The sequence below is a fragment of the Stenotrophomonas sp. GD03680 genome (genome assembly GCF_029844625.1).
Taxonomy (GTDB): Bacteria; Pseudomonadota; Gammaproteobacteria; order Xanthomonadales; family Xanthomonadaceae; genus Stenotrophomonas; species Stenotrophomonas maltophilia_P.
The window spans coordinates 31877-52983 of record NZ_JAOCKC010000006.1 but is presented as its reverse complement, the minus strand read 5'-3'; the positions used below and the strand labels follow the sequence as shown (position 1 = coordinate 52983).

Annotated in this window: 22 protein-coding genes; 7 read left to right on the top strand and 15 right to left on the bottom strand. The window is 68.1% G+C overall.

Features of this window, described 5'->3' with window-relative positions:
• Window positions 1-8 precede the first annotated feature (8 nt).
• The 6 genes from N5J29_RS09850 to N5J29_RS09825 form a co-directional block, all read right to left on the bottom strand.
• Window positions 9-1430, bottom strand: coding sequence for an FAD/NAD(P)-binding protein (locus tag N5J29_RS09850; RefSeq protein WP_164150432.1), 1422 nt, complete (start codon window positions 1428-1430; stop codon window positions 9-11).
• A gap of 69 nt (window positions 1431-1499) precedes the next feature.
• Window positions 1500-2918, bottom strand: coding sequence for a cardiolipin synthase (cls, locus tag N5J29_RS09845; protein ID WP_053519935.1), 1419 nt, complete (start codon window positions 2916-2918; stop codon window positions 1500-1502).
• A 118-nt stretch (window positions 2919-3036) separates the two neighbouring features.
• A complete protein-coding gene (locus N5J29_RS09840) occupies window positions 3037-3285 on the bottom strand; it encodes a hypothetical protein (RefSeq protein WP_128987629.1) in 249 nt (82 codons plus the stop codon).
• Between the two features lie 477 nt (window positions 3286-3762).
• A complete protein-coding gene (gene rpmG / locus N5J29_RS09835) occupies window positions 3763-3930 on the bottom strand; it encodes a 50S ribosomal protein L33 (RefSeq protein WP_169411268.1) in 168 nt (55 codons plus the stop codon).
• A gap of 10 nt (window positions 3931-3940) precedes the next feature.
• Entirely contained in the window at window positions 3941-4177 is a 237-nt protein-coding gene (gene rpmB / locus N5J29_RS09830; RefSeq protein ID WP_005411638.1) for a 50S ribosomal protein L28, read from the bottom strand.
• A gap of 242 nt (window positions 4178-4419) precedes the next feature.
• Complete coding sequence (locus N5J29_RS09825) at window positions 4420-5313, bottom strand: LysR family transcriptional regulator (RefSeq protein WP_053517725.1); 894 nt, start codon at window positions 5311-5313, stop codon at window positions 4420-4422.
• A gap of 107 nt (window positions 5314-5420) precedes the next feature.
• Here N5J29_RS09825 and N5J29_RS09820 point away from each other — a divergent pair, with 107 nt between their 5' ends.
• From N5J29_RS09820 to N5J29_RS09795, 6 genes are all read left to right on the top strand, one after another.
• Complete coding sequence (locus N5J29_RS09820; protein ID WP_053517723.1) at window positions 5421-5810, top strand: RidA family protein; 390 nt, start codon at window positions 5421-5423, stop codon at window positions 5808-5810.
• Between the two features lie 278 nt (window positions 5811-6088).
• Window positions 6089-6424 (top strand): hypothetical protein, encoded by a 336-nt coding sequence (locus tag N5J29_RS09815; protein ID WP_065174260.1) that lies wholly within the window; start codon window positions 6089-6091, stop codon window positions 6422-6424.
• Window positions 6425-6480: 56 nt separating this feature from the next.
• The gene (locus N5J29_RS09810; RefSeq protein WP_065174259.1) at window positions 6481-7734 is read left to right on the top strand and encodes a TolC family protein; all 1254 of its coding nucleotides are present in this window, start codon (window positions 6481-6483) and stop codon (window positions 7732-7734) included.
• A complete protein-coding gene (locus N5J29_RS09805; RefSeq protein WP_164150430.1) occupies window positions 7731-8936 on the top strand; it encodes an efflux RND transporter periplasmic adaptor subunit in 1206 nt (401 codons plus the stop codon). Before N5J29_RS09810 ends, N5J29_RS09805 begins: the two co-directional genes overlap by 4 nt.
• A 10-nt stretch (window positions 8937-8946) precedes the next feature.
• On the top strand, window positions 8947-12174 hold the full coding sequence (locus N5J29_RS09800; protein WP_164150428.1) for a CusA/CzcA family heavy metal efflux RND transporter: 3228 nt from the start codon (window positions 8947-8949) through the stop codon (window positions 12172-12174).
• Window positions 12175-12234: 60 nt separating this feature from the next.
• Window positions 12235-12489 carry a BPSL0761 family protein gene (locus N5J29_RS09795; RefSeq protein ID WP_128987622.1) on the top strand — a complete coding sequence of 85 codons (255 nt, stop codon included), beginning with the start codon at window positions 12235-12237 and terminating at the stop codon, window positions 12487-12489.
• A gap of 130 nt (window positions 12490-12619) precedes the next feature.
• Here N5J29_RS09795 and N5J29_RS09790 read toward each other — a convergent pair whose 3' ends face one another.
• The 8 genes from N5J29_RS09790 to N5J29_RS09755 all read right to left on the bottom strand — a co-directional run bounded on the left by N5J29_RS09790 (window position 12620) and on the right by N5J29_RS09755 (window position 19893).
• Window positions 12620-14392: a DUF885 family protein gene (locus N5J29_RS09790; protein ID WP_164150427.1), complete on the bottom strand. Its 1773-nt coding sequence runs from the start codon at window positions 14390-14392 to the stop codon at window positions 12620-12622.
• Window positions 14393-14635: 243 nt separating this feature from the next.
• Window positions 14636-14977 carry a lipid-A-disaccharide synthase N-terminal domain-containing protein gene (locus N5J29_RS09785; RefSeq protein ID WP_053517717.1) on the bottom strand — a complete coding sequence of 114 codons (342 nt, stop codon included), beginning with the start codon at window positions 14975-14977 and terminating at the stop codon, window positions 14636-14638.
• On the bottom strand, window positions 14977-15699 hold the full coding sequence (locus N5J29_RS09780) for a glycosyltransferase family 2 protein (protein WP_065174256.1): 723 nt from the start codon (window positions 15697-15699) through the stop codon (window positions 14977-14979). Before N5J29_RS09780 ends, N5J29_RS09785 begins: the two co-directional genes overlap by 1 nt.
• An 89-nt stretch (window positions 15700-15788) precedes the next feature.
• A complete protein-coding gene (locus N5J29_RS09775; RefSeq protein WP_164150425.1) occupies window positions 15789-16754 on the bottom strand; it encodes an NAD-dependent epimerase/dehydratase family protein in 966 nt (321 codons plus the stop codon).
• Window positions 16755-16783: 29 nt separating this feature from the next.
• Window positions 16784-17707 carry a ParB/RepB/Spo0J family partition protein gene (locus N5J29_RS09770; RefSeq protein ID WP_065174254.1) on the bottom strand — a complete coding sequence of 308 codons (924 nt, stop codon included), beginning with the start codon at window positions 17705-17707 and terminating at the stop codon, window positions 16784-16786.
• On the bottom strand, window positions 17707-18504 hold the full coding sequence (locus N5J29_RS09765; protein WP_053517712.1) for a ParA family protein: 798 nt from the start codon (window positions 18502-18504) through the stop codon (window positions 17707-17709). The genes N5J29_RS09770 and N5J29_RS09765 overlap by 1 nt, the downstream gene beginning before the upstream one ends.
• A gap of 111 nt (window positions 18505-18615) precedes the next feature.
• The gene (gene rsmG / locus N5J29_RS09760; protein WP_053517711.1) at window positions 18616-19254 is read right to left on the bottom strand and encodes a 16S rRNA (guanine(527)-N(7))-methyltransferase RsmG; all 639 of its coding nucleotides are present in this window, start codon (window positions 19252-19254) and stop codon (window positions 18616-18618) included.
• A gap of 39 nt (window positions 19255-19293) precedes the next feature.
• The gene (locus N5J29_RS09755) at window positions 19294-19893 is read right to left on the bottom strand and encodes a 4'-phosphopantetheinyl transferase superfamily protein (protein ID WP_164150423.1); all 600 of its coding nucleotides are present in this window, start codon (window positions 19891-19893) and stop codon (window positions 19294-19296) included.
• An 84-nt stretch (window positions 19894-19977) separates the two neighbouring features.
• Here N5J29_RS09755 and N5J29_RS09750 point away from each other — a divergent pair, with 84 nt between their 5' ends.
• Window positions 19978-20229: a GlsB/YeaQ/YmgE family stress response membrane protein gene (locus tag N5J29_RS09750; RefSeq protein WP_005411656.1), complete on the top strand. Its 252-nt coding sequence runs from the start codon at window positions 19978-19980 to the stop codon at window positions 20227-20229.
• A gap of 76 nt (window positions 20230-20305) precedes the next feature.
• On the opposite strand, the gene xth is transcribed toward N5J29_RS09750, so the two are convergent.
• A complete protein-coding gene (xth, locus tag N5J29_RS09745; RefSeq protein ID WP_065174252.1) occupies window positions 20306-21073 on the bottom strand; it encodes an exodeoxyribonuclease III in 768 nt (255 codons plus the stop codon).
• Window positions 21074-21107: the final 34 nt, after the last annotated feature.

The window sequence follows — 21107 nt, the reverse complement described above, 5'->3', positions numbered from 1 at the left end:
CCCCCATTTTACGGCATCGCCGTCGCGGCTCCTGCGACCACCTGGGTGGCCAGTGCCTGCGCCTGCTGGCGCAGTTCAGGCACCGCCAGGCTTTCCCACAGGCTGCCGATGCGCAGGCTGCCAAGTACGCCCAGCCGCGCCTGCGGCTGGCCGCCGGCGCTGCGCACGCGGTCGCCGGGCACCGTGCTGTCCAGGCCCAGCCCATGCGGCCCGGGACGGGCCAGGCCATCGGCCTGAAGCTGCTGCAGCAACGGATTGCGCAACGCGGTGGCGCGGGTCTCCACACCGGTGGCGTTGATCACACCACCGATCGTCCACTGCTGCGGGTGTCCGGCCGCATCGTGGCCCGACAGCTGCAGCGCATCGCCCTCACGCCAGACCCGATCCAGGCGTGCGCGATGCACGCGCAGCTGACCGCTGGCCTGCAATGCGCGCAACTGTGCATCGACCTCTTCGGCGATGCGATGGCGATGTACATCCCAGTAGCGCACCACATGGCGCAGGAACCGCCGCTGGTCGGCCTCGTCGAGGCTGCACCACAGCGCCTGTCCATGCGGACGGAGGCGGTCCATCACGCCCTGCCAGGGCAGGCCATCCGCCTCGGCCCGGCGCACCTGCCGGCGCAGCGTGCGCAGGCGCTGGCGCAGCGTCATCGGCAGCAGGGGGGCAGGGTCGAAATCCGGCAGGCCCGCGTGCGCGTGCGGCAGCGGCAGCAGGCCGTGACGGGAAATCACATGCAGCGGGCCGGTGTGACCGGCCGCGACCAGCGCCAGCACCGTATCAGCCATGCTCAGACCGGAACCGACGATGGCCAGCGCGTGCGCGCCTGCCAACGCGCGCACGCCGTCGTAGTCCCAGGCTTCGACCACGGTGTCGGCAGGCAGTCCATCGGCACCGGCCACCGGCAGCGGACGCATGCTGTTGCCGGTGGCGAGCACCCCCTGCGCGGCGTGCCATATGTGGCCATCGCCCAGCTGCAGGCGGTAACCGGAGTCATCCGGAGCGAGGCCCCACACCGGCTGCGCGATCACCTGCAGCTGCGCCGGGCTGGCCGCAACCGCCTCATGCAGACGCTGCTGCAGGTACGCGGCGAAATGATGGCGGCCGACATAACGCTCGCCCAGCACCTCGCGCGTCTCGCCCGGGTAGGCGTTGACGGCCATCAGGTAATCGAGGAAGTCAGCCGGCTGCTCGGCGAACGCACTCATTTTCGCCGCCGGCACATTCAGCAGGTGCTCCGGCCACGGCGTGGCATAGGCGATGCCCTGGGCCAGCTGCGAGGCGGGTTCGAAGATGGCCAGCGCCAGTGGCGACCGGGCCTGGCGCAGCACCTGGATCGCCACCAGCACCCCGGCCGCACCACCACCGATGATCGCCAGGTCCAGTTCGCCATTACACGGTGAATCAGTCATGTGCCGATTGTAGGCCATCGGCCATGACGGGCCGGAGTGCCGCCGCGTGCGCAATGATCGAATCCGCTCGATTTCCGGCGCGCCGGTTCACATCAACGCGTCGGCCAGGCGTGCGATGCCTTCGCGGCTGCGGCGCCAGGCAGGACGCTTGCGCCACTGCTGCAGATCGAGCTGGCGCGACTGGCGCAGGTAATCGTCTTCAATGGCACACAGCTGCGTCACCAGCACGCGGTCGTAGCAGACCAGACCGATCTCGGCATTCAGCGCGAACGAGCGGATATCCATGTTGATCGAGCCGAGCACCGCGATGTCTTCATCCACGCTCATGTGCTTGGCGTGCAGGAACTGCGGCTCGTACAGGGCAATGCGCACGCCACAGCGCAGCAGCTCGTCGTAGTAGGCCTCCTGCGCCCAGGCGGTCAGCCGCTGGTTGTTGCTGGCCGACAGGATCAGCTGCACCTGCACCCCGGACAGCGCGGCGATGCGCAGCGCGCTCAGGGTCGCTTCGTCCGGCACGAAGTACGGGGTGACCATCACCAGCCGCCGGCGGGCCAGATGGATCAGTGCGGCGACGGCATCACGCGCGTTGCTGTACGGATAGGCCGGCCCGCTGGGCAGCAGCTGGGTGGCAACATCGTCGCTGCACTCGGGTACGTCGGCAATGACGTCCAGGCGCTGGCCGGTCTCGATGTACCAGTCGCTGGCGAACACGGCTTCCAGGTGTGCCACCGCCGGGCCGCGCACACGCGCCACCAGCTCGCGGTTGGGATGGCCTGGCACGAACTCCGGCCGTGCCAGGTTCTGCGAACCGATGTAGCCCACTTCGTTGTCGATCACCGCAATCTTGCGATGGTTGCGCAGGTCCATGCGGCCGCTGCGGCGCCAGCGCAGCCCGCCGGGCAGCATCGCCCGCACTTCGATATCGCGCGCCTGCAGGCGCTTGCGGTAGGCGCGCAGGCCGCGCTTGGCGCCCACCGCGTCCAGCAGCACCCTGCACTGCACGCCGCGGGCGGCGGCACGCTGCAGCGCCTCGACGATGGCCTCGCCCACCGAATCGTCGAACATCAGGTAGTACAGCAGGTGCACGCGGTCTTCGGCCTGGTCGATGTCGGCGATGAGCGTGTGCAGCGATTCGTCGTAATCGGTGAGCAGATCGACGGCGTTGCCGTGTACCGGCATGAAATCGCCCTGTCGCTGCACCAGCGGCACGATTTCCGCACTGGCCGTATCCGGTTCCGGCTTCCAGCGCAGGCGGCGCTGCAGCGCCTGCTCTTCGCGGATGACCTGCGAGGCCTCGGCCTGGCGGCGGATGCGCTCGCGCGACAGCCACGGGTGGCCGAACAGCAGATACAGCGGCAGGCCCAGCAGCGGCACGAAACCGACCAGCAGCAGCCAGCTGCGGGCCGCGCCCGGCGTGGTGCGGGTCGGAATCCAGCACAGCGCGACCAGCCGGATCAGCCAGTCGATCAGCAGCAGATACGATCCCAGCAACCACTCAACCAGCATCGCGTCGTCCGTCGGCAGGTGATGGGCCATTCTGCCCAGCAGGGTGTGTAGAGTCGAGCTTGCTCGACTGCCTCAGCGCAGCCGGGCACGGGCTCGGCTCTACAAGGGAGGGCGGGCTTCAATGCCGCACCGGCACCTCGCTCAGCTGGCGAACCGATTCGGCGTGGCGGCGGCCGTTGAGCGCCATGCAGGCAATGGCCTGCGCCGCCCGCTCCAGCTGTGCATCCGGCAGCGGCGAGGAGATACCCTTGCTCAGCGCCAGATGGTGGTCGCACAGCAGCAGCGCCATGCCTTCGATGCCTTCCAGCATGCGCTGCAGGCGCAGCCAGCCCAGTTCCAGGTCCTGCCGGTGTGATGGGGTGTTCATGCAGCCTCCTTCAACGGATCTGGCCACCGGTGAAGGTGGCGGACGATGCGTGGTTGCAATACCGGGGAACAAGCAACGGGAACAAACCGGCGGGCACACGGCCCCCACGCACCGCCCGCCAGAAGGCAGAGCGGGTCGCCAGCCGCTGCAAAAGCAGGGGCAGCGGCTGGCGAATTTACCGTTACTCGATTCCTCGGGATTGCAAGCCCGGCCGCTGCAGATGCAGCGGCTTGCCATCATGGACACAGCGAAGCCAGTGATTCCAATTGATTTGGATCGCGCGAACTGCCGGAACCGGTAGGAAGAATCACTTATCGCATTCGGCCCATGATTCCGCGCATTGCGCCATAGGCGACAGCCTGCGCAGGGAGTACGGCAGGGCCGACCAACGGTCGGCACCCACCAGACCAGACGACAGGCATGAAAAAACCCGCCACAAGGGCGGGTTTCTTCGCGGGGACCAGCAATCCGTGCGGATTACTTGATCTTGCCTTCCTTGTACAGGACGTGCTTGCGCACGACCGGATCGTACTTCAGGAATTCCATCTTCCCCGGGGTGTTCTTCTTGTTCTTGTCCGTGGTGTAGAAGTGGCCGGTACCGGCCGAGGAAATCATACGGACCTTATCGCGCTTGCCTGCCATGATGCTTTACTCCTCAGACCTTTTCGCCGCGCGCACGCAGCTCAGCCAGAACGGAATCGATGCCGTTCTTGTCGATGGTGCGCAGTGCATGCGCGGAAACACGAAGCTTGACCCAGCGGTTCTCGCTGGCCACCCAGAAACGGCGCTCGTGCAGATTCGGCAGGAAACGACGACGGGTCTTGTTGTTGGCGTGCGAGACGTTGTTACCCGTCTGCACTCGCTTGCCGGAAACCTGGCATACGCGGGACATTGCGCACCTCGATAGTAGTTGTTGTCAGCCCGTAGCCCGGGAGACGGCGGCCTCGGTGGTTGCCCACCACACGTCAAGAGAATCAAAGGGTTACGCTGGCGTTGGGCGGCCGGGGACGTGCTCCCGGGGGCGCCGCCCGGCACGAAACCGGACACAGCGAGCCGCGCATTATGCATGCAATCAAGGCCTTGCGCAAGGTACCCACAGGAGCGGCCGGGCGTGGGCTCGGCCCTGCGGGTCCATCACCCCAGCGCTTCCACCACCCAGTCGATGAATACCCGCAGGCGCTGGCTCATGTGCCGGTTCGGCGCAAACATGATGTGCATCGGCATCGACGGCAGCTGCCAGGCCTGCAGCAGCGGCAGCAGTTCACCGCGTGCCACGTGCGGCTCGGCCATGTAGCTGGGCAGGGCGACCACGCCCAGCCCGGCCAGGCCGGCGGCGAGATAGGCATTGCCGTCATCGAAGCCGACCGTATGGCGGCCCTGCACCTGGACGGTCTCATCGCCGCGCCGCGCGGCGAAGACCCGCGCCCGCCCGCTGCGTGGGCTGAGCAGCCCAACCATGTGGTGCTGCGGTCCCTCCAGCGCGCGCGGATGCTCCGGCAGACCAAAGCGCTGCACGTAGTCCGGGCTGGCGTGGAAGCCGATCGGCAGCTCGCCCAGCGGCCGTGCCACCAGGGCCGGGTCGGCCGGGGTGCCGCCACGGATCACGCAGTCGACGTTGTCAGCGATGACGTCGACCTCGCGGTCGCTGACGCCGATGTCCAGCTGGATCTCGGGGTAGCGCGCCTGGAAGTCCGGCAGTGCCGGCACCAGCCGCAGCCGCGCATAGGGCCCGGGCACGTCGATGCGCAGGCGGCCGCGCGGCTGCACGGCGGCATCGCCCAGGCCACCCTCGACCTCTTCCAGCTCGGCCAGCAGGCGGGCAATGCGGGGGTAGTAGGCCGCACCATCGGCGGTGACGCTGACCCGCCGCGTGGTGCGGTTGAGCAGGCGCAGACGCAGGTGCGCTTCCAGCTGCTGCACCAGCTGGGTCACCGTGGTGCGACTGATCTGCAGGGTCGTCGCGGCACGGGTGAAGCTGCCGGTCTCCACCACACGGGCAAAGGCGCGCATGGCCTCGAAGCGGTCCATCGGCGATCCGATTGTTCGGGTTGTGCGATCAATCTAGTCCGATCATCGCGGTATATCCAGACAACAATCGCGAGCAGGATGGCGGTTCTTCCCATCAGGCCCTTCCCATGTCACACCGCGATGTCGTTTTCCCCGTTGGCCGCCAGGCCCTGTATGACCGCAACCGCTACTCTCCGGCGATCCGGTCCAATGGCTTCCTGTTCGTCTCCGGGCAGGTCGGCAGCCGCGAGGATGGCTCGCCCGAACCGGACTTCGAGGCGCAGGTCCGTCGCGCCTTCGACAATCTCAATGCCGTGCTGGCCGCCGCAGGCTGCACGTTCGATGACGTGATCGACGTGACCGTGTTCCTGGTCGATCCGGAGAAAAACTTCGAGAAGGCCTGGGCGATCGTGCCCGAGTACTGGGGCGAGGCGCCGCACCCCACCCTGACCGGTATCGGCGTGACCTGGCTGTACGGCTTCCAGTTCGAGATCAAGGTGATCGCGAAGCTGCCGTGACCCGGGTAGTGCCGGCCGCTGGCCGGCAATGCGATGGGATCAGAGCCCTTTCCAGAGAAAAGGGATCTGACCCCAGCGGCGAAAAGCGTGTCGACCAAGGTCGACACCTACCAGAGCACATGTGCGCGACGCACCCGAACGGCGGGTTGGGTCAGAGCCCTTTCCGGAGGAAAGGGATCCGACCCCGCGCCCGCCCAGCTGAACGGGAGATTCCGACGAATTCCCGAAGTGGCCATTGATATTGTATCCGGCGAAAACCGCTTGCTAGCCTCCCCTCCATGCGCCGGATCGCCCGCCACCTACGCTCGTACCTGCTGATGCTGCTGATGGCGGCATTCGTGGTCGTGCCGGTGGCCGACGCGCTGGCGTGCGCGGTGGAACCGCATGCCAGCGTGGCGCATGTGGAGCCGGCGGCCGATGACACCGCAGGCGACAGTGACAGCAAGCACACCGGTGCCTGCACGCATAACCACTGCCACCATTCCACCTCCAGCCTGCCGGCGAACACCTTCGCCGCCTTCGATGCGCCGCTGCCGGCGCGCTGGATGACGGCCGGCGATGCGACGGCCTACGCCGTCGCCCAGGATGAACTGACGCGTCCCCCCCGGGCGTGAGCTGAGCGCGTCCCGCTGCTGCGGGCTCCCGTTTCACTCACAACCGGAATCCCCCTATGTCGATCCTGACACCACGGTCGCCGCGTGCGGCCGGGCTGGTCGTCGCCGTGTTGCTGGGCCTGGCCCCGGCGGCATCGGTGATGGCGCAAGCTGCTCCTTCCTACGACACCCTGCTTGAACGCCTGGACCAGCTGCCCGGCGCCCGTGTGGGCTCGGCGCTGGCCGAGGCTGCCGACGCCCGTGCCGACCAGGCCCGTGCGCTGCCCAATCCTTCCCTTTCCTGGTCGGCCGAGAATGCGTGGGGCACCGGCTCCTACGGCGGCATGGGCAAGGCCGACAGTGTGCTCAGCCTGTCCCAGCCGCTGGAGGTCTGGGGCCAGCGCGGCGCGCGCGTACGTGCCGCCCGTGCCGAGGCCCAGGCCGCCAATCTGCGTGGCGCGCAAAGCCGCAGTGATGTTGCCGGCCAGCTGGCCGCGGCCTACGCACAGGCAGAGAGCGCATTGCGCCGTTATGCCCTGGCCGAAGAAGCGCTGGCCCTGACCCGCGACGATGCCAACGCCGTCAATGCCATGGTCAGGCAAGGGCGTGAACCGCAACTGCGTGCGGTGCAGGCGCAGAGCGAGGTGGCCAATGCCAGCGCCGCGCTGGACGAGGCGCAGGCCTTCCGCGACGCCGCGTTGGCGCGCCTGGCCGGCGCCGCGCTGCTGGACTCGCCGGTGCAGTCGATCGACAGCAGCCTGCTCGACCGCGCACCTCCGCTGCCACGCGGCGCCACCGATGCCGCACTCGCGGTGCGTATCGCCGAAGCCGAAGCCGATGCGGCCGGCCGGCTGGTGGACGTCGAGCGCAAGCGGGCGCTGCCCGACCTGAGCCTGACCGCCGGACAGACCCGCTTCCGCGAAGGCGGCGAACGCGCTTACACGCTCGGCGTCAGCCTGACCGTGCCGTTGTTCGACCGCAACCGGGGCGGCATCCGTGCCGCCAGTGCCGACCAGCGCGCGGCCGAAGCCCGCCTGGACCAGCAACGCCGCGACAGCGAGGCCGGACGGCTGTCGGCCATTGCCGGGCTGAAGGCTGCCAGCAGCCGCACCCGCGCCGCCGATGAAAGCGTGGTGGCGGCCGAGGAAGCCTATCGGCTGGCCCGCGTCGGCTTCGATGCCGGACGCATCTCGCAGCTGGAACTGCGCAGCACGCGCAGCGCGCTCATTGCCGCCCGCGGCACCGCGGTGGATGCACGCCTGTCGCGCGTCGCCGCGGAAATCGATCTTGCCCGCCTCGAGGGGCGCGCACCCTTTATGGAGGCCCCATGACACTGTCCCGTTCCTTTCCCCTGCTTGGCGGCGTCGTGCTGGCCGTTCTCCTCGCCGGCTGCGCCGGCAACGCACAGACACCGGAAACAGCCGATGCCACTGCAGCCACAGCCGGCAGCGATGACGGCCACGGCCACGCAGCCGACAGCCCGGACGCCAAGGCCGAGGCTACCAAGGCACCGGCCGACGCCGACGAAGGCGTGGTGCAGCTGACGCCGGAACAGATCAAGGCGTCCGGTATCGAAGTGGTGGCCGTCGGACGCGGTGGTGGCGGCTCCACCCGCCTGTCGGGCCGTGTCGAACCATCGGTGGGCGCACGTGCCTCGGTGGCGTCCACCGTGAGCGGTCGCGTCGAACGTGTGCTGGTGGCACCAGGCACAGCGGTGAAGCAGAACCAGGCCCTGGCGATCGTGGTCAGCGGCGAAGCCGCCGTGTTCCGCGCCAACGCTCTGGCCGCATCGGCTGAAGCCGAGGCAGCACGCCTGGCCTACGGCCGCGACAAGGCGCTGGTCGAACAGGGCGTGGTCGCCCGCCAGGAGCTGGAAGCATCGCGCGCCCGTTCGCTGGCCGCACAGGCGCAGGCGACTGCCGCACAGGCGCAGGCCGCGGCCAACGGTGCGCCCGATGCCAGTGGCCGCGTGCGCATCACCAGCCCGGTGACCGGCATCGTCGGCAACGTCCAGGTCACTCCAGGCGGCGTGGTCGCCGCAGGCAGCGCGGTGGCCGATGTCGCCGATCCGGCGATGAACGAACTGGTGTTCACCGCACCGCCTGCGCTGGCCGCGCAGGTCACCCCGGGAATGACGCTGGACGTCACGGTGCCGGGCGGCAGCTTCACCGCCACGGTCACCGGCTCTGCGGCCGACGTGCGCCAGCAGGGCGGCGTGGCGGTCATCCGCGCGACGCCGGTGGAGGCGGCCTTGCCGCCGGCCGGTTCGCCGGTCTCGGCCAGGGTGGTCACCGAAGGCCGGGACGGTGCACTGAGCGTGCCAGCCGATGCCGTGCAGAACGTCGACGGCAGCAGCGCCGTGTTCGTCGCCGTGGAAGGCGGTTTCAAGGCACAGCCGGTGCTGGCCGGCCGTCGTGCCGGTGATCGCATCGAGATCCTCGGTGGACTGAGCGGCAACGAGCGCATCGTCGGCACCAATGCCTTCCTGCTCAAGGCCGAACTGGCCAAGGGCGAAGCCGAGCACGGCCACTGAGGAGGCGACCATGTTCAAGCTCATCATTGAATCAGCGGTGCGCTTCCGCTGGCTGGTGGTGTTCCTGGCGGCGCTGATCGCGGCCTGGGGCCTGTTCCAGCTGGGCAAGCTGCCGATCGACGCCGTGCCGGACATCACCAACCGCCAGGTACAGATCAACACGGTGGCACCTGCGCTGACACCGGAACAGATCGAGCGGCAGGTGACCTACCCGCTGGAAACCGCGCTGGCCGGCATTCCCGGCCTGACCACCACCCGTTCGCTGTCGCGCAACGGCTTCTCCCAGGTCACCGCGATCTTCACCGACGCGACCGACATCTACTTCGCCCGCCAGCAGGTGGCCGAGCGCATGCGTGAAGCAGCGGAAGATCTGCCCGATGGCGCGTCGCCGCTGCTGTCGCCGGTCACCACCGGCCTGGGCGAGGTGCTGATGTGGACGGTGGACTTCACCCCGTTCGATCCCACCCGGCTGGCCAGACCGGGGGATGCGGGCTGGCAGGCCGGCGAGGTCTACCGGACGCCGGAGGGCAGCCTGCTGCGCACGCCGGAAGAACGCGCCACCTACCTGCGTACGGTGCAGGACTGGATCATCGCACCGCAGATGCGCTCCAGCCCGGGATTGGCCGGCGTCGATACGGTCGGCGGGTACGTGAAGGAGTACGGCGTGCACCCGGACACTGCCAGGCTGGCTGCGCATGGCCTGGGCCTGGCCGACCTGGTCACGGCACTGCAGCGCGCCAACGTGCAGGCGGGTGCCGGTTTCGTGCAGCGTGCCGGCGAAGGCCTGGTGGTACGTGCGGACGGCCTGGCACTGACCACTGATGATCTGGCGCAGGCCCCCGTTGCGACCCGCAACGGCGTGGTGGTGCGCGTGGCCGACGTGGCCGATGTCGATCTCAGCCGTGCACCGCGCCTGGGCGCGGCCAGCCGCAATGGTCACGAGGCTGTGCTCGGTACCGCCCTGATGATCGCCGGTGGCAACAGCCGCACCGTCGCGCAGGCGGCAGCGGCGCGCCTGGAGCAGGTCAACAGGTCGTTGCCGGCCGACATCGTGGCCGTGCCGGTGCTGGACCGCAGCGTGCTGGTGAACTCCACCATCAGAACCGTGGCAAAGAACCTCACCGAAGGTGCGCTGCTGGTTGTGGTGGTGCTGTTCCTGCTGCTGGGCAACCTGCGCGCGGCAACCATCACCGCGCTGGTGATTCCGCTGTCGTTCCTGTTCGCCGTGATCGGCATGAACCGCTTCGGCATCAGCGGCAACCTGATGAGCCTGGGTGCGCTGGATTTCGGCATCCTGGTGGACGGTGCAGTGATCGTGATCGAGTCAACGCTGTTGATGCTGGGCCAGCGCCGCGCCGAACTGGGCCGTGCGCTGACCGCGATGGAACGTCTGCGCGTGGCGGCGGAGTCGGCGCGGAAGATGGCGCGTCCAGCGGCGTTCGGCCAGTTGATCATCCTGCTGGTGTTTGCGCCGATCCTGACCCTGGAAGGCGTGGAAGGAAAAACGTTTCATCCGATGGCCGCCACGTTCATGCTGGCTCTGGTGGGTGCCTTCCTGTTCTCCTTCACCTTCGTGCCGGCCATGGCTGCGCTGCTGGTGCGCGAGCCGAAGCTGAAGGAAAGCGGGGCGCACGCCGATGACGGCGAACACGAAACACGCCTGATCCGCGTGCTGCGCGCACGCATCGAACCGGTGATCCGCAAGGCGGTGGACCACCCGCGCTCGGTGCTGGCCGGCGCGGTGATGATGGTGGTGGTGGGCATCGGTTCGTTCTCGCTGCTGGGCCGCGAATTCATGCCGACGCTGGATGAGGGCAATGTGGCGATGCAGGCGTTGCGCGTACCGTCGACCTCGCTGGAGCAGTCGCTGGCGATGCAGCTGGCGCTGGAAAAGGCGATTGCCGGGCAACCGGAAGTGGAAACCGTGTTTTCGCGCACCGGTACCGCTGAAGCCGCGATCGACCCGATGCCAACCAACATCTCCGACAGCGTGATCGTGCTGAAGCCGCGCAAGGAGTGGCCCGATCCGACGCTGGACAAGGAGGCGCTGGTGGCGCGCTTCGAGGCGCTGGCCGGGCAGCAGCTGGGCAACAGCTTCGAGTTCAGCCAGCCGATCGAGCTGCGCTTCAACGAGCTGATCTCCGGCGTGCGCACCGACCTGGCGGTGATGATCTTCGGCGATGACTTCAGCCAGCTGCAGAAGGTGGCCGACCAGGTCGCGTTGAAGCTGCGTGCGGTGGACGGTGCGGCTGACGTGCGGGTGGAGCAGATTTCCGGCCTGCCGACCCTGAACGTGAAGATCGACCATGTCGCCGCCGCGCAGTACGGGCTGACCGCTGCGGACGTAAGCGATGCACTGGCCACCGGCATCGGTGGCACGGCGGCCGGCAAGATCTTCGAGGGCGACCGACGCTTCGACGTGGTGGTGCGGCTGGACGATGCCGCGCGCAACGATCCGGACCAGCTGTCATCGCTGCCGATTGCCACACCGGCCGGACGGGTCATCCCGCTGTCCTCGGTGGCCCGCATCACGGTCAGCGAGGGACCGAACCAGATCAGCCGCAACAATGGCAGCCGCCGGGTGGTGGTGCAGGCCAATGTGCGCGGCCGCGACCTGGGCGGCTTCGTCGGCGAAGCGCAGGCAGCGGTGGCCGACGTGGCGCTGCCGCCGGGCGCCTATCTCACCTGGGGTGGCCAGTTCGAGAACCTGCAGCGCGCGGAAAAGCGCCTGGCAACGGTGGTGCCGGTCGTGTTCCTGCTGATCGGCAGCCTGCTGTTCATGGCCCTGCGCAGTGGCAAGGAAGCCGTGCTGGTGTTCAGCTGCGTGCCGCTGGCGCTGGTCGGCGGCATTCTCGCCCTGCTGCTGCGTGGCATGCCCTTCTCGGTATCGGCTGCGGTCGGCTTCATCGCCGTGTCCGGCGTGGCCACGCTGAACGGCCTGGTGTTGATGCAGGCCATCCGCGAGCGGCTCGATGCCGGTGACCTGCCCCTGCAGGCGGCAATCAACGGTGCCGCCAGCCGGATCCGCGCGGTGCTGACCACGGCACTGGTGGCGATCGTCGGCTTCATTCCGATGGCGATCGCCAGTGGCTCCGGTGCGGAGGTGCAGAAACCGCTGGCGACGGTGGTGATCGGTGGCCTGATCACGGCGACCGCGCTGACCCTGCTGGTGCTGCCGACCTTCGCTGCGCGCGTGGCCAGGCCTCGGCCGGCCAACGTGGCCGGCACGTCGCACTGAGGCCCTTCTGGCCCGGCAGGGATGTACCTGCCGGGTCGATCACCTGCAAGGAGACGTTGCATGACCACACCGCAGGACCGCACCCGCCACCTGGTCCAGGCCGGCGCCTTCCTGATCGAACTGGCCGACAACGCCGGGCTGCCGATGGATATCCGGGCCGAAGCGCATCGCCTGCTGCGTCACTACCCTACGGTCAGCGAGATCCGGATGATGGCGCAGCTGGAGAACAATACGGCGATCTTCAAGGTGCCGTTGATCGCCGACGCCTTCGAGCGCGAATGGGTGGATCGCTACACGCGCGGTGCGCATCGATGAAGACGCGGCGGGGCCGGGGTTCCTGGAGGAAACCCGGCCCCGTCTGCCGCGCTTCGCGCTCGCCGGGCGTGGCCCGGCGCTACCACCGCGCATTCTGGTAGCGCCGGGCCATGCCCGGCGGCATTTCGGATCAGGCCTGCTTGCGCTGCGCGATATAGGCCTGGATCTGCTGTTCCAGTACCGGCAGCGGCACCGACCCCTGCTTGAGCACGGCGTCATGGAAACCCTTGACGTCGAACTTGTCGCCCAGCTCCTTCTCGGCCTGCGCGCGCAGGCGCACGATGGCGATCTCGCCGAGCTTGTAGCTCAACGCCTGGCCCGGCCAGGAGATGTAGCGATCCACTTCGGTGGTCACTTCGTGCTCGCTCAGCGCGGTATGGTCACGCAGGTAGGCGATGGCCTGTTCCCGGGTCCAGCCCTTGCTGTGCAACCCGGTATCGATCACCAGGCGTGCCGCGCGCCACATCTCGTAGGTGAGGCGACCGAAATCCTCGTAGGGCGTTTCATAGATGCCCATCTCCACGCCCAGCTTCTCGCTGTACAGGCCCCAGCCTTCGCCGTAGGCGGAGATGTAGGCGTTGCGGCGGAACTCGGGCTGTTCGCCCTGTTCGGCGGCGAGCGCGCCCTGCAGGGCATGACCGGGATCGGACTCGTGCAGGGTCAGCGCTGGCAGGTTGTACAGCGGCCGCGCCGGCAGGTTGTAGGTGTTGAGCCAATAGGTGCCCATGCCACCGCGGCCTGCGGTCCAGAACGGCGCGATGTCCGGCGGCACCGGCACGATGGTGAAGCGCGCGCGCGGCAGTGTCATGTACTTGCCGATGACACCATCGATGCGCTTGGAGATCCACGCCGCCCGATACAGCAGCTCGTTCGGGGTCTTGGCGTAGAACTGCGGATCGGTGCGCAGGAAGGTCAGGAATTCGCCGAAACTGCCCTTGAAGCCGACCTGCTGGATGATGTCGTTCATCTCCTTCTGGATGCGCGCGACTTCGCCCAGGCCGATGCGATGGATCTCATCCGGCGACAGGTCCAGCGTGGTGTATTCGTGGATCTGCTGCCTGTAGAACGCCTTGCCCTCCGGCATCGCTTCGGCCGCCAGGGTGGTACGCGCCTGCGGGACGTACTCATTGACGAAGAAGGTACGCAGCTGCTGGAAGGCCGGCACCACCTTGCCGCTGATCGCCGCACGGGCCTGCGCCTGCAGCTGCGCCTGCTCGGCCGCCGGAATGCTGGCCGGCAGCTTCTTGAACGGCGCGTACAGCGGCGACTCGGTGGGGTCCTTCAGCTCGGCGACGGTGGCGATGGAGACCTCGCGCCCGTCAAGCACCGCGCGGGGCACGCTGAAACCCCGCTTGAGTCCGGCGCGCATGTTCTCGGTCTGCTGGTCGAAATAGCGCGGCACATCGTCCAGGCGTGCGATGTAGTTACGGAAGTCCTGCGCGGTCTTCATCTCGCGCCGGGCCATGAACGAGAGATTGGACCAGAACGAGGAATCGGAGTTGAACGGCATCTCGTAGGCCCGCAGACGCACCTCCTCGGCGAGGTTGAACACCTGGTCGCGGTAGATCGCGTAGTTCACCTGGTTGTCGGCGCTGAGTGTCTTCGGGTCGATCTTCTTCAGCTCGGCCAGGGTCTGGTCCCAGACCTTCAGGCGCGCCTGCTGCGCGGCCGCGCCCACATCGGGCAGCCGCGTGGCGTTGGCCGGCGCGTCGCCATCCTCGCTGGCTTCACCGCCCCCGGCCTGGCGCCACTTCCATTCCTTTTCGTACAGCGCGCGGAAGGCGGCATCGGCCGCCGATTCGGTGGTCGCAGGGGCGGACGCCGCGAGCGCGGGCGGAGCCGCCACGACGGCAGCCGGAGCGGACAGGGCGATGAGCAGGGCAACGGCAAGACGGGTTTTCACGAGCACAGGTTCCCGGGAAGGCAGACGCCGATCATGGCACCGCCGGACAGCCGGGGCATGGTTCAAAAGTCCTGCCTGCGCTGCAGGACCGGTAGCGCGGAGAACGGACACCTCCGCCGGGCATGGCCCGGCGCTACCGGCGTTCGATCCCGCCCAGGTGCCGCCTCAACGGTTGGATCGGTAGCGCGGGGCCATGCCCCGCGAGCGCGCAGCGCGGAGAACGGACACCTCTCCGGCGCTGCCTCAATGGCTGGCTTTGTCCCGCTTCCAGCCGCGATGGCGGATGTCCAGGTGCAGGCTGTACAGCGCGGTGAACGCCGGGAACAGGTTCTGCAGCACACCTACCGAATCCTGCTTGGCCGAGAACAGGAAGTAGCTCAGCGTCATCAGGCTGCCGATCACGCTCATGTACCAGAACAGGCGCGGGATGACCGGCTTGCCGGCACGCCGGGAGGCGATGAACTGGACCAGCCAGCGGCCGCCGAACATCAGTGCGCCGGTATAGCCGATCAGCTTCCAGCCTGTCACATGCAGGCCGGTCCAGAACAGCCAGGTCAGCGGCTGGTCGAGCCAGTGCAGCGCCATCATCGTTCTTCCACCGCCGTACGCCTGCTGCGGGTGATCAGCCAGGCAACGCCCCGCAGGTCGCGGATGCCGACCAGCGCACGGCCGAGGTTGTTGTACTTGGAGACGCCAGCGGTACGGTGGCGATGGTTGACCGGCACGCTGGTGGTCTTCCAACCGGCACGCTGCATCAGCGCCGGCAGATAGCGGTGCATGTGGTCGAAATACGGCAGGTCGAGGAAGGCTTCGCGCTCGAACAGCTTGATGCCGCAGCCGGTGTCGGGCGTATCGTCGCGCAGCATGCGCGCCCGGATGCGGTTGGCCCAGCGACTGGCCCAGCGCTTGCTGCCGCTGTCCTGGCGGTTGACGCGCCAGCCGGCAAACAGCTTCACCTGCCCGTCGGCAGCATCGCGGGCCGCCAGCAGCTTGGGGATGTCGGCCGGATCGTTCTGGCCATCACCATCCAGGGTGGCGATCCACGGCGCACGGGCATGCTTGACGCCGGTGCGCACCGCTGTGCTCTGCCCGCTCTGCTCGACGTGGTGCAGCACCCGCAGCTCCGGCGTGGTGGCTTTCAGGCCCTGCAGCACCGCCAGGCTGTCATCGCGGGAGTGATCGTCGACATAGACGATCTCGAACGGCAACCGGCCCCGCAGTGCCGCGACGATTTCGGCGATCAGGGGCGCGACATTGTCGCGCTCGTTGAATACGGGGACGACAACGGAAAGCTCGGGTTGGCTCATGGGTCACTCGGCCAAGAGGGGACAAAGACCGCGCATTCTCCGAAGCCGAGGTTATCCGAAGATGAATCCGGCTGTGTGAGGATTGCTCCTCAGGCGCGATCGCCGAAATACTCGCGGCACCACTGGACGACGGGCGGCAGCCCCTGCTCGATCGGGGTCACCGCATCGAAGCCGAATGCGTCATGTGCGCGGCGGGTGTCGGCCATCGTGCGGACCATGTCGCCCGGCTGCATCGGCTTGTAGACCTTCTGCGCAGGGCGGCCGGCGGCCTGCTCGATGACGCTGATGAAGCGCTCCAGCTCGACCGGCGTATGGTTGCCGAGGTTGAATACCCGATGCGGTACCGGACCGTCGGCCGGGTGCGCGAGCGCGCCGAGGATACCCGACACGATGTCGGAGACATGTGTGAAATCGCGCTGCATGCGCCCCTGGTTGAACACCTCGATCGGGCGCCCGGCCAGGACGGCACGCGAAAACAGCAGCGGCGCCATGTCCGGCCGTCCCCACGCGCCGTACACGGTGAAGAAGCGCAGGCCGGTGGCACGCAGGCCATACAGCTGCGCGTAGGTGTGCGCCATCAGCTCGTTGGCAGCCTTGGTGGCCGCGTACAGCGAGCGCGGCTGGTCCACGCGCTGGTCCTCGGAGAACGGCGGCGTGGCCGAATCGCCGTACACCGAACTGCTGGAGGCGTAGACCAGATGCTGCACGCCGCGGTGGCGGCACAGTTCCAGGGTATTGACGAAGCCGACCAGGTTGCTGTCGACGTAGGCCTGCGGATTCTCCAGCGAGTAGCGCACCCCGGCCTGCGCGGCCAGGTGGATCACTGCCGCCGGCTGCACCTCATCGAACAGCGCAGCCAGGCCCTGCTGGTCGGTCAGGTCCAGGGTGCGCAGGTCCAGCGTGGGGCACAGCGCGGCCACGCGGTCCCGCTTGATCTGCGGGTCGTAGTAGTCGTTGAAGTTGTCCAGGCCCACCACCGGCTGGCCCGCCTCCAGCAGCGCGCGGGCGGTGTAGGCACCGATGAAGCCGGCAGCGCCGGTGAGCAGGATGGTCATTGCAGGTCTCTGTCCACGTGCCGAGCGACTCAGCCCTGGCGGGTCCGCAGCTTTTCCAGCACGCCGTCGAGGGTATCCAGATCGGTGTAGTGGATGATCAGCTTGCCCTTGCCGCCGCGACCGTGGCTGATCGCCACCTTGGTCCCCAGCGACTCGGACAGTTCGGTTTCCAGCGAGGCGATGTCGGCCTGCTGCACCTTCGGCGCGGCCGCCGGGCGGTTGCTCGGCACCTTGCCGGCGGCGAAGGCCTGCGCGCGGCGCTCCACTTCACGCACCGACCAGCCTTCATCGGCCGCTTCCTGCGCCAGCTTGCCGGCCAGTTCCGGGGCCAGGGTCAGCAGCGCGCGGGCGTGGCCCATTTCCAGGCGGCGGGTTTCCAGCAGCAGGCGGATGGCCACCGGCAGTTCCAGCAGGCGCAGCAGGTTGGACACCGCCGCGCGCGAGCGGCCGACGGCCTCGGCCGCCTCGGCATGGGTCAGGGTGAACTCGCTGATCAGGCGCTGCAGCGCCTCGGCTTCTTCCAGCGGATTGAGGTCTTCGCGCTGGATGTTCTCGATCAGCGCCATCGCGATGACGGTGCGGTCTTCCAGTTCGCGCACCACCACCGGCACTTCGTCCAGACCGGCCAGCTGCGAGGCGCGCCAGCGGCGTTCGCCGGCGACGATCTCGAAGTTGCCCGCCGGCAGCTGACGCACCAGGATCGGCTGGATCACGCCCTGCGACCGGATCGAGTCCGCCAGTTCGGACAGCTTGCCCTCGTCCATTTCGCGACGCGGCTGGTACTTGCCCGGCTGCAGCTGGCCGACCGGCAGCTTGCGCAGCACCTCACCCGGCAACGGTTCGATCACCGCGGTGGTGGCCTGCACCTGGCTGACCGCTCCCTTCGGACCGAGCAGCGCATCCAGGCCACGGCCGAGGCCTCGCTTCTTGGCTGCCGGCTTGCTGCTGGTCATCAGACGGTCTCCACGGCCTTGGTGGCCTTGTTGCGTTCGTTGTTGCGACGGATGATCTCGCCGGCCAGGCCCAGGTAAGCCACGCCGCCGCGCGAGGCGCGGTCGTAGCCGACGATGCTCTGGCCGTGGCTGGGCGCTTCAGCCAGGCGCACGTTGCGTGGCACGATGGTACGGAACACGCGGTCGCCGAAGTGTTCGGTCAGTTCGGCCGATACGGCGTTGGCCAGGTTGTTGCGCACATCGAACATGGTACGCAGCACGCCCTCGATCTCCAGCGCCGGGTTCAGGCTGGCGCGCAGCGCCTCGATGGTTTCCACCAGAGCACTCAGACCTTCCAGCGCGTAGTACTCGCACTGCATCGGCACGATCACCGAATCGGCGGCGGCCAGTGCGTTGAGCGTCAGCAGTGAAAGCGCCGGCGGGCAGTCGATCAGGATGTAGTCATACTCGTCGCGGATCGGCGCCAGCGCGCGCTTCAGGCGCTGCTCGCGCTCGCCCTGCGCCATCAGCTGGATTTCGGCTGCGGTCAGGTCGATGTTGCCGGGCAGCAGGTCGTAGCCTTCCGCGGTCTGCACACGCACGTCGGCGGCGGTGTTCTCGCCCAGCAGCAGGTCGCAGGTGGACGCCGCCAGCTCACGCTTGTCCACACCACTGCCCATGGTCGCGTTGCCCTGCGAATCCAGGTCGACCAACAGCACGCGCTTGGGTGCGTTGGCCAGGGAAGCGGCCAGGTTGACGGCGGTCGTGGTCTTGCCGACGCCACCCTTCTGGTTGGCGATGGCGATGATGCGGGCCATGCGGGTGTGCCTCGTCGACGGATGCTGGGACCGGTCATTATGCGTACAACCGGGCCCGGGCGGAAATCGTGGATCGCCAACCCCTTGTCGCGCAAAGGGTTGGCGGCGGGATCAGGGGCCTGTAACGGTGACCAGGTGGCGCTCGCCCGCCAGGCCGGGCACGCTCAACGGGGCCACGTCGCGCACCTGCCAGCCTGCCGGCAGTGCGGCGATCTCTTCATGCGGGTAGACGCCCTTCATCGCCAGCAGCACACCGCCAGGACGCAACAGGTGGCCACCGACGCGGATGATGCCGGCCAGCGTGTCCATCGCACGGGCGGTCAACTGGTCGTAGTGGCCGGCCTCGTCCAGCGCTTCGGCGCGCGACTCGGCCACGCGGGCATTGCCCAGGCCGAGCTGGCGCACGGCCTCGCGCATGAAGCGGGCCTTCTTGCCGTTGCTCTCGACCAGGGTGACCTGCAGACCCGGGCAGGCGATCGCCAGCGGGATGCCGGGCAGGCCAGGACCGGTACCCAGGTCGGCCAGGCGGCCATCGGCCACGAACGGCTGCATGGCCAGCGAATCGAGCAGGTGACGGGTGACCATCTCCTGCGGGTCGCGGATGGCGGTGAGGTTGTAGGTGCCGTTCCAGCGGTGCAGCAGGCCCAGGTAGCGCAGCAGCGGCGGCGCCAGTGCGGCGTCCAGGCCCATGCCGGCCAGGCCCTGCTCCAGCGTGGCGGTCACGCCGGCGGGGAGTTCGTGTTCGCTCATGCCGCCATTATCGCCCGTTTCCCGGGCTGATTCGCCGCTTCATTGCGGATACCAGGCCAATGCGGCACGGAACTGGCCGCTGGCCTGCCATTCGTGCAGATGCCACTGCCGGGCATCACCCAGCGCAGGGTCGCACCAGCGCAGGTGCAGGGCGCCGTCGACACCTGGCGCCAGCTGCAGGCGATGCAGGCCGAACGAAATGCCCTGCCCGTGTGCCTTCAGCAGCGCCTCCTTGGCGCACCAGACACGGAAGAACCAGTGTTCGCGTTCCGTGGCGTCCAGGCCCTGCAGCCAGGCCACCTCTTCCGGATGGAAGAAACGCTGCACGATCTCCAGCAGGCGTGGGCGCGGGCGCAGCAGTTCCAGGTCCACGCCGAGCCGTACACCTTCACCCAGCGCCACCAGCAGCACGTCGCCACTGTGGCTCCAGCCCGTGCCGTGGTCGGCCAGCGCACCGGTCAGCTCGGGTCGGCCCTTTTCGTCGCGGAGCAGCGGCAGTGCCTCCGGCGCGAGATCCAGCGCCTGTGCCAGCACCTGCCGGGCCTGCGGCTCACCGCGCTGGCCCGGCACATGTGGCCGCCGCCAGACCGTCACGGGCCCGAAGCGCCAGGGGCCATCCAGGGTGGCTGGCAAGCTCATCCGCACGCAACCGTCACGCGATTGCACGACGGGTTCACAGCCATGCGCGTCAACTGGTCACGGTTTTCCACCGGAGGTTCGATCATGGGCATCATCATCTGGCTGATCGTCGGCGGCATCGTGGGCTGGCTGGCAAGCATCATCATGAAGCGCGATGCGCAGCAGGGCATCATTCTCAACATCGTGGTCGGCATCGTCGGCGCGCTGATTTCCGGCTGGCTGTTCGGCGGCGGCATCAACGAAGCGATCACCATCCGCACCTTCCTGTTCTCGCTGATCGGTGCGGTGATCCTGCTGGCGATCGTCAACCTGTTCACCCGCAAGAGCATACGTTGATCCGACGGGCAGCGCCGGGCATGGCCCGGCGACTGCCACCGACCGCTGCGCTCGCCGGGCACGGCCCGGCGCTACCTCACCCCAACTGCACCCATGCCGGCGCGTGGTCGCTGGGGCGCTCCCAGGTACGTGGCTCGCGGTCGATGCCGGACGCCACGGCGCCGCCCTTGAGCGCATCGGAGACCAGGGTGAGGTCGATGCGCAGGCCCAGATTGCGGCGGAAGCCCGCCGCGCGGTAATCCCACCAGCTGAACGTGCCGGCTTCCTCGTTGTGCAGCCGGAAACCGTCGTGCAGGCCCAGCTGCAGCAGCTTGTTCAGCGCGCCGCGCTCGGCGGTGGAGGTGAGGATGTGGTTCTCGTTCCACACCTCCGGATCATGCACGTCGCGGGCGTCCGGGGCGATGTTGAAGTCACCCAGCACGACCAGCTTCGGGTGCCGCTGCAGTTCCTCGCCGATCCAGGCGTGCACGGCCTCCAGCCAGCGCAGCTTGTACGCATACTTGTCGGTGCCGACGTCCTGGCCGTTGACCACATACAGGTTGATCACCCGCAGGTCGCCAAAGGTGCCGGCGATGACGCGCTTCTGCTCGTCCTCGAAACCCGGAATGCCGATCTGCACGTCCTGCGCCGGCTCGCGTGACAGCAGTGCCACGCCGTTGTAGGTCTTCTGGCCGGCGAATACGCTGCGGTAGCCGGCGCCGATCAACGCCGCATCCGGGAACTTGTGGTCCTCCAGCTTGGTTTCCTGGATACCGACGATGTCCGGGCCGAACTCCTTGAGCCACTGCTCCAGGTGCGGCAGGCGGACATTGAGCGAATTGACATTCCACGAGGCGATCTTCATGGGGGCATTCTACCCGGGCCTGCTTTGGTAGGCG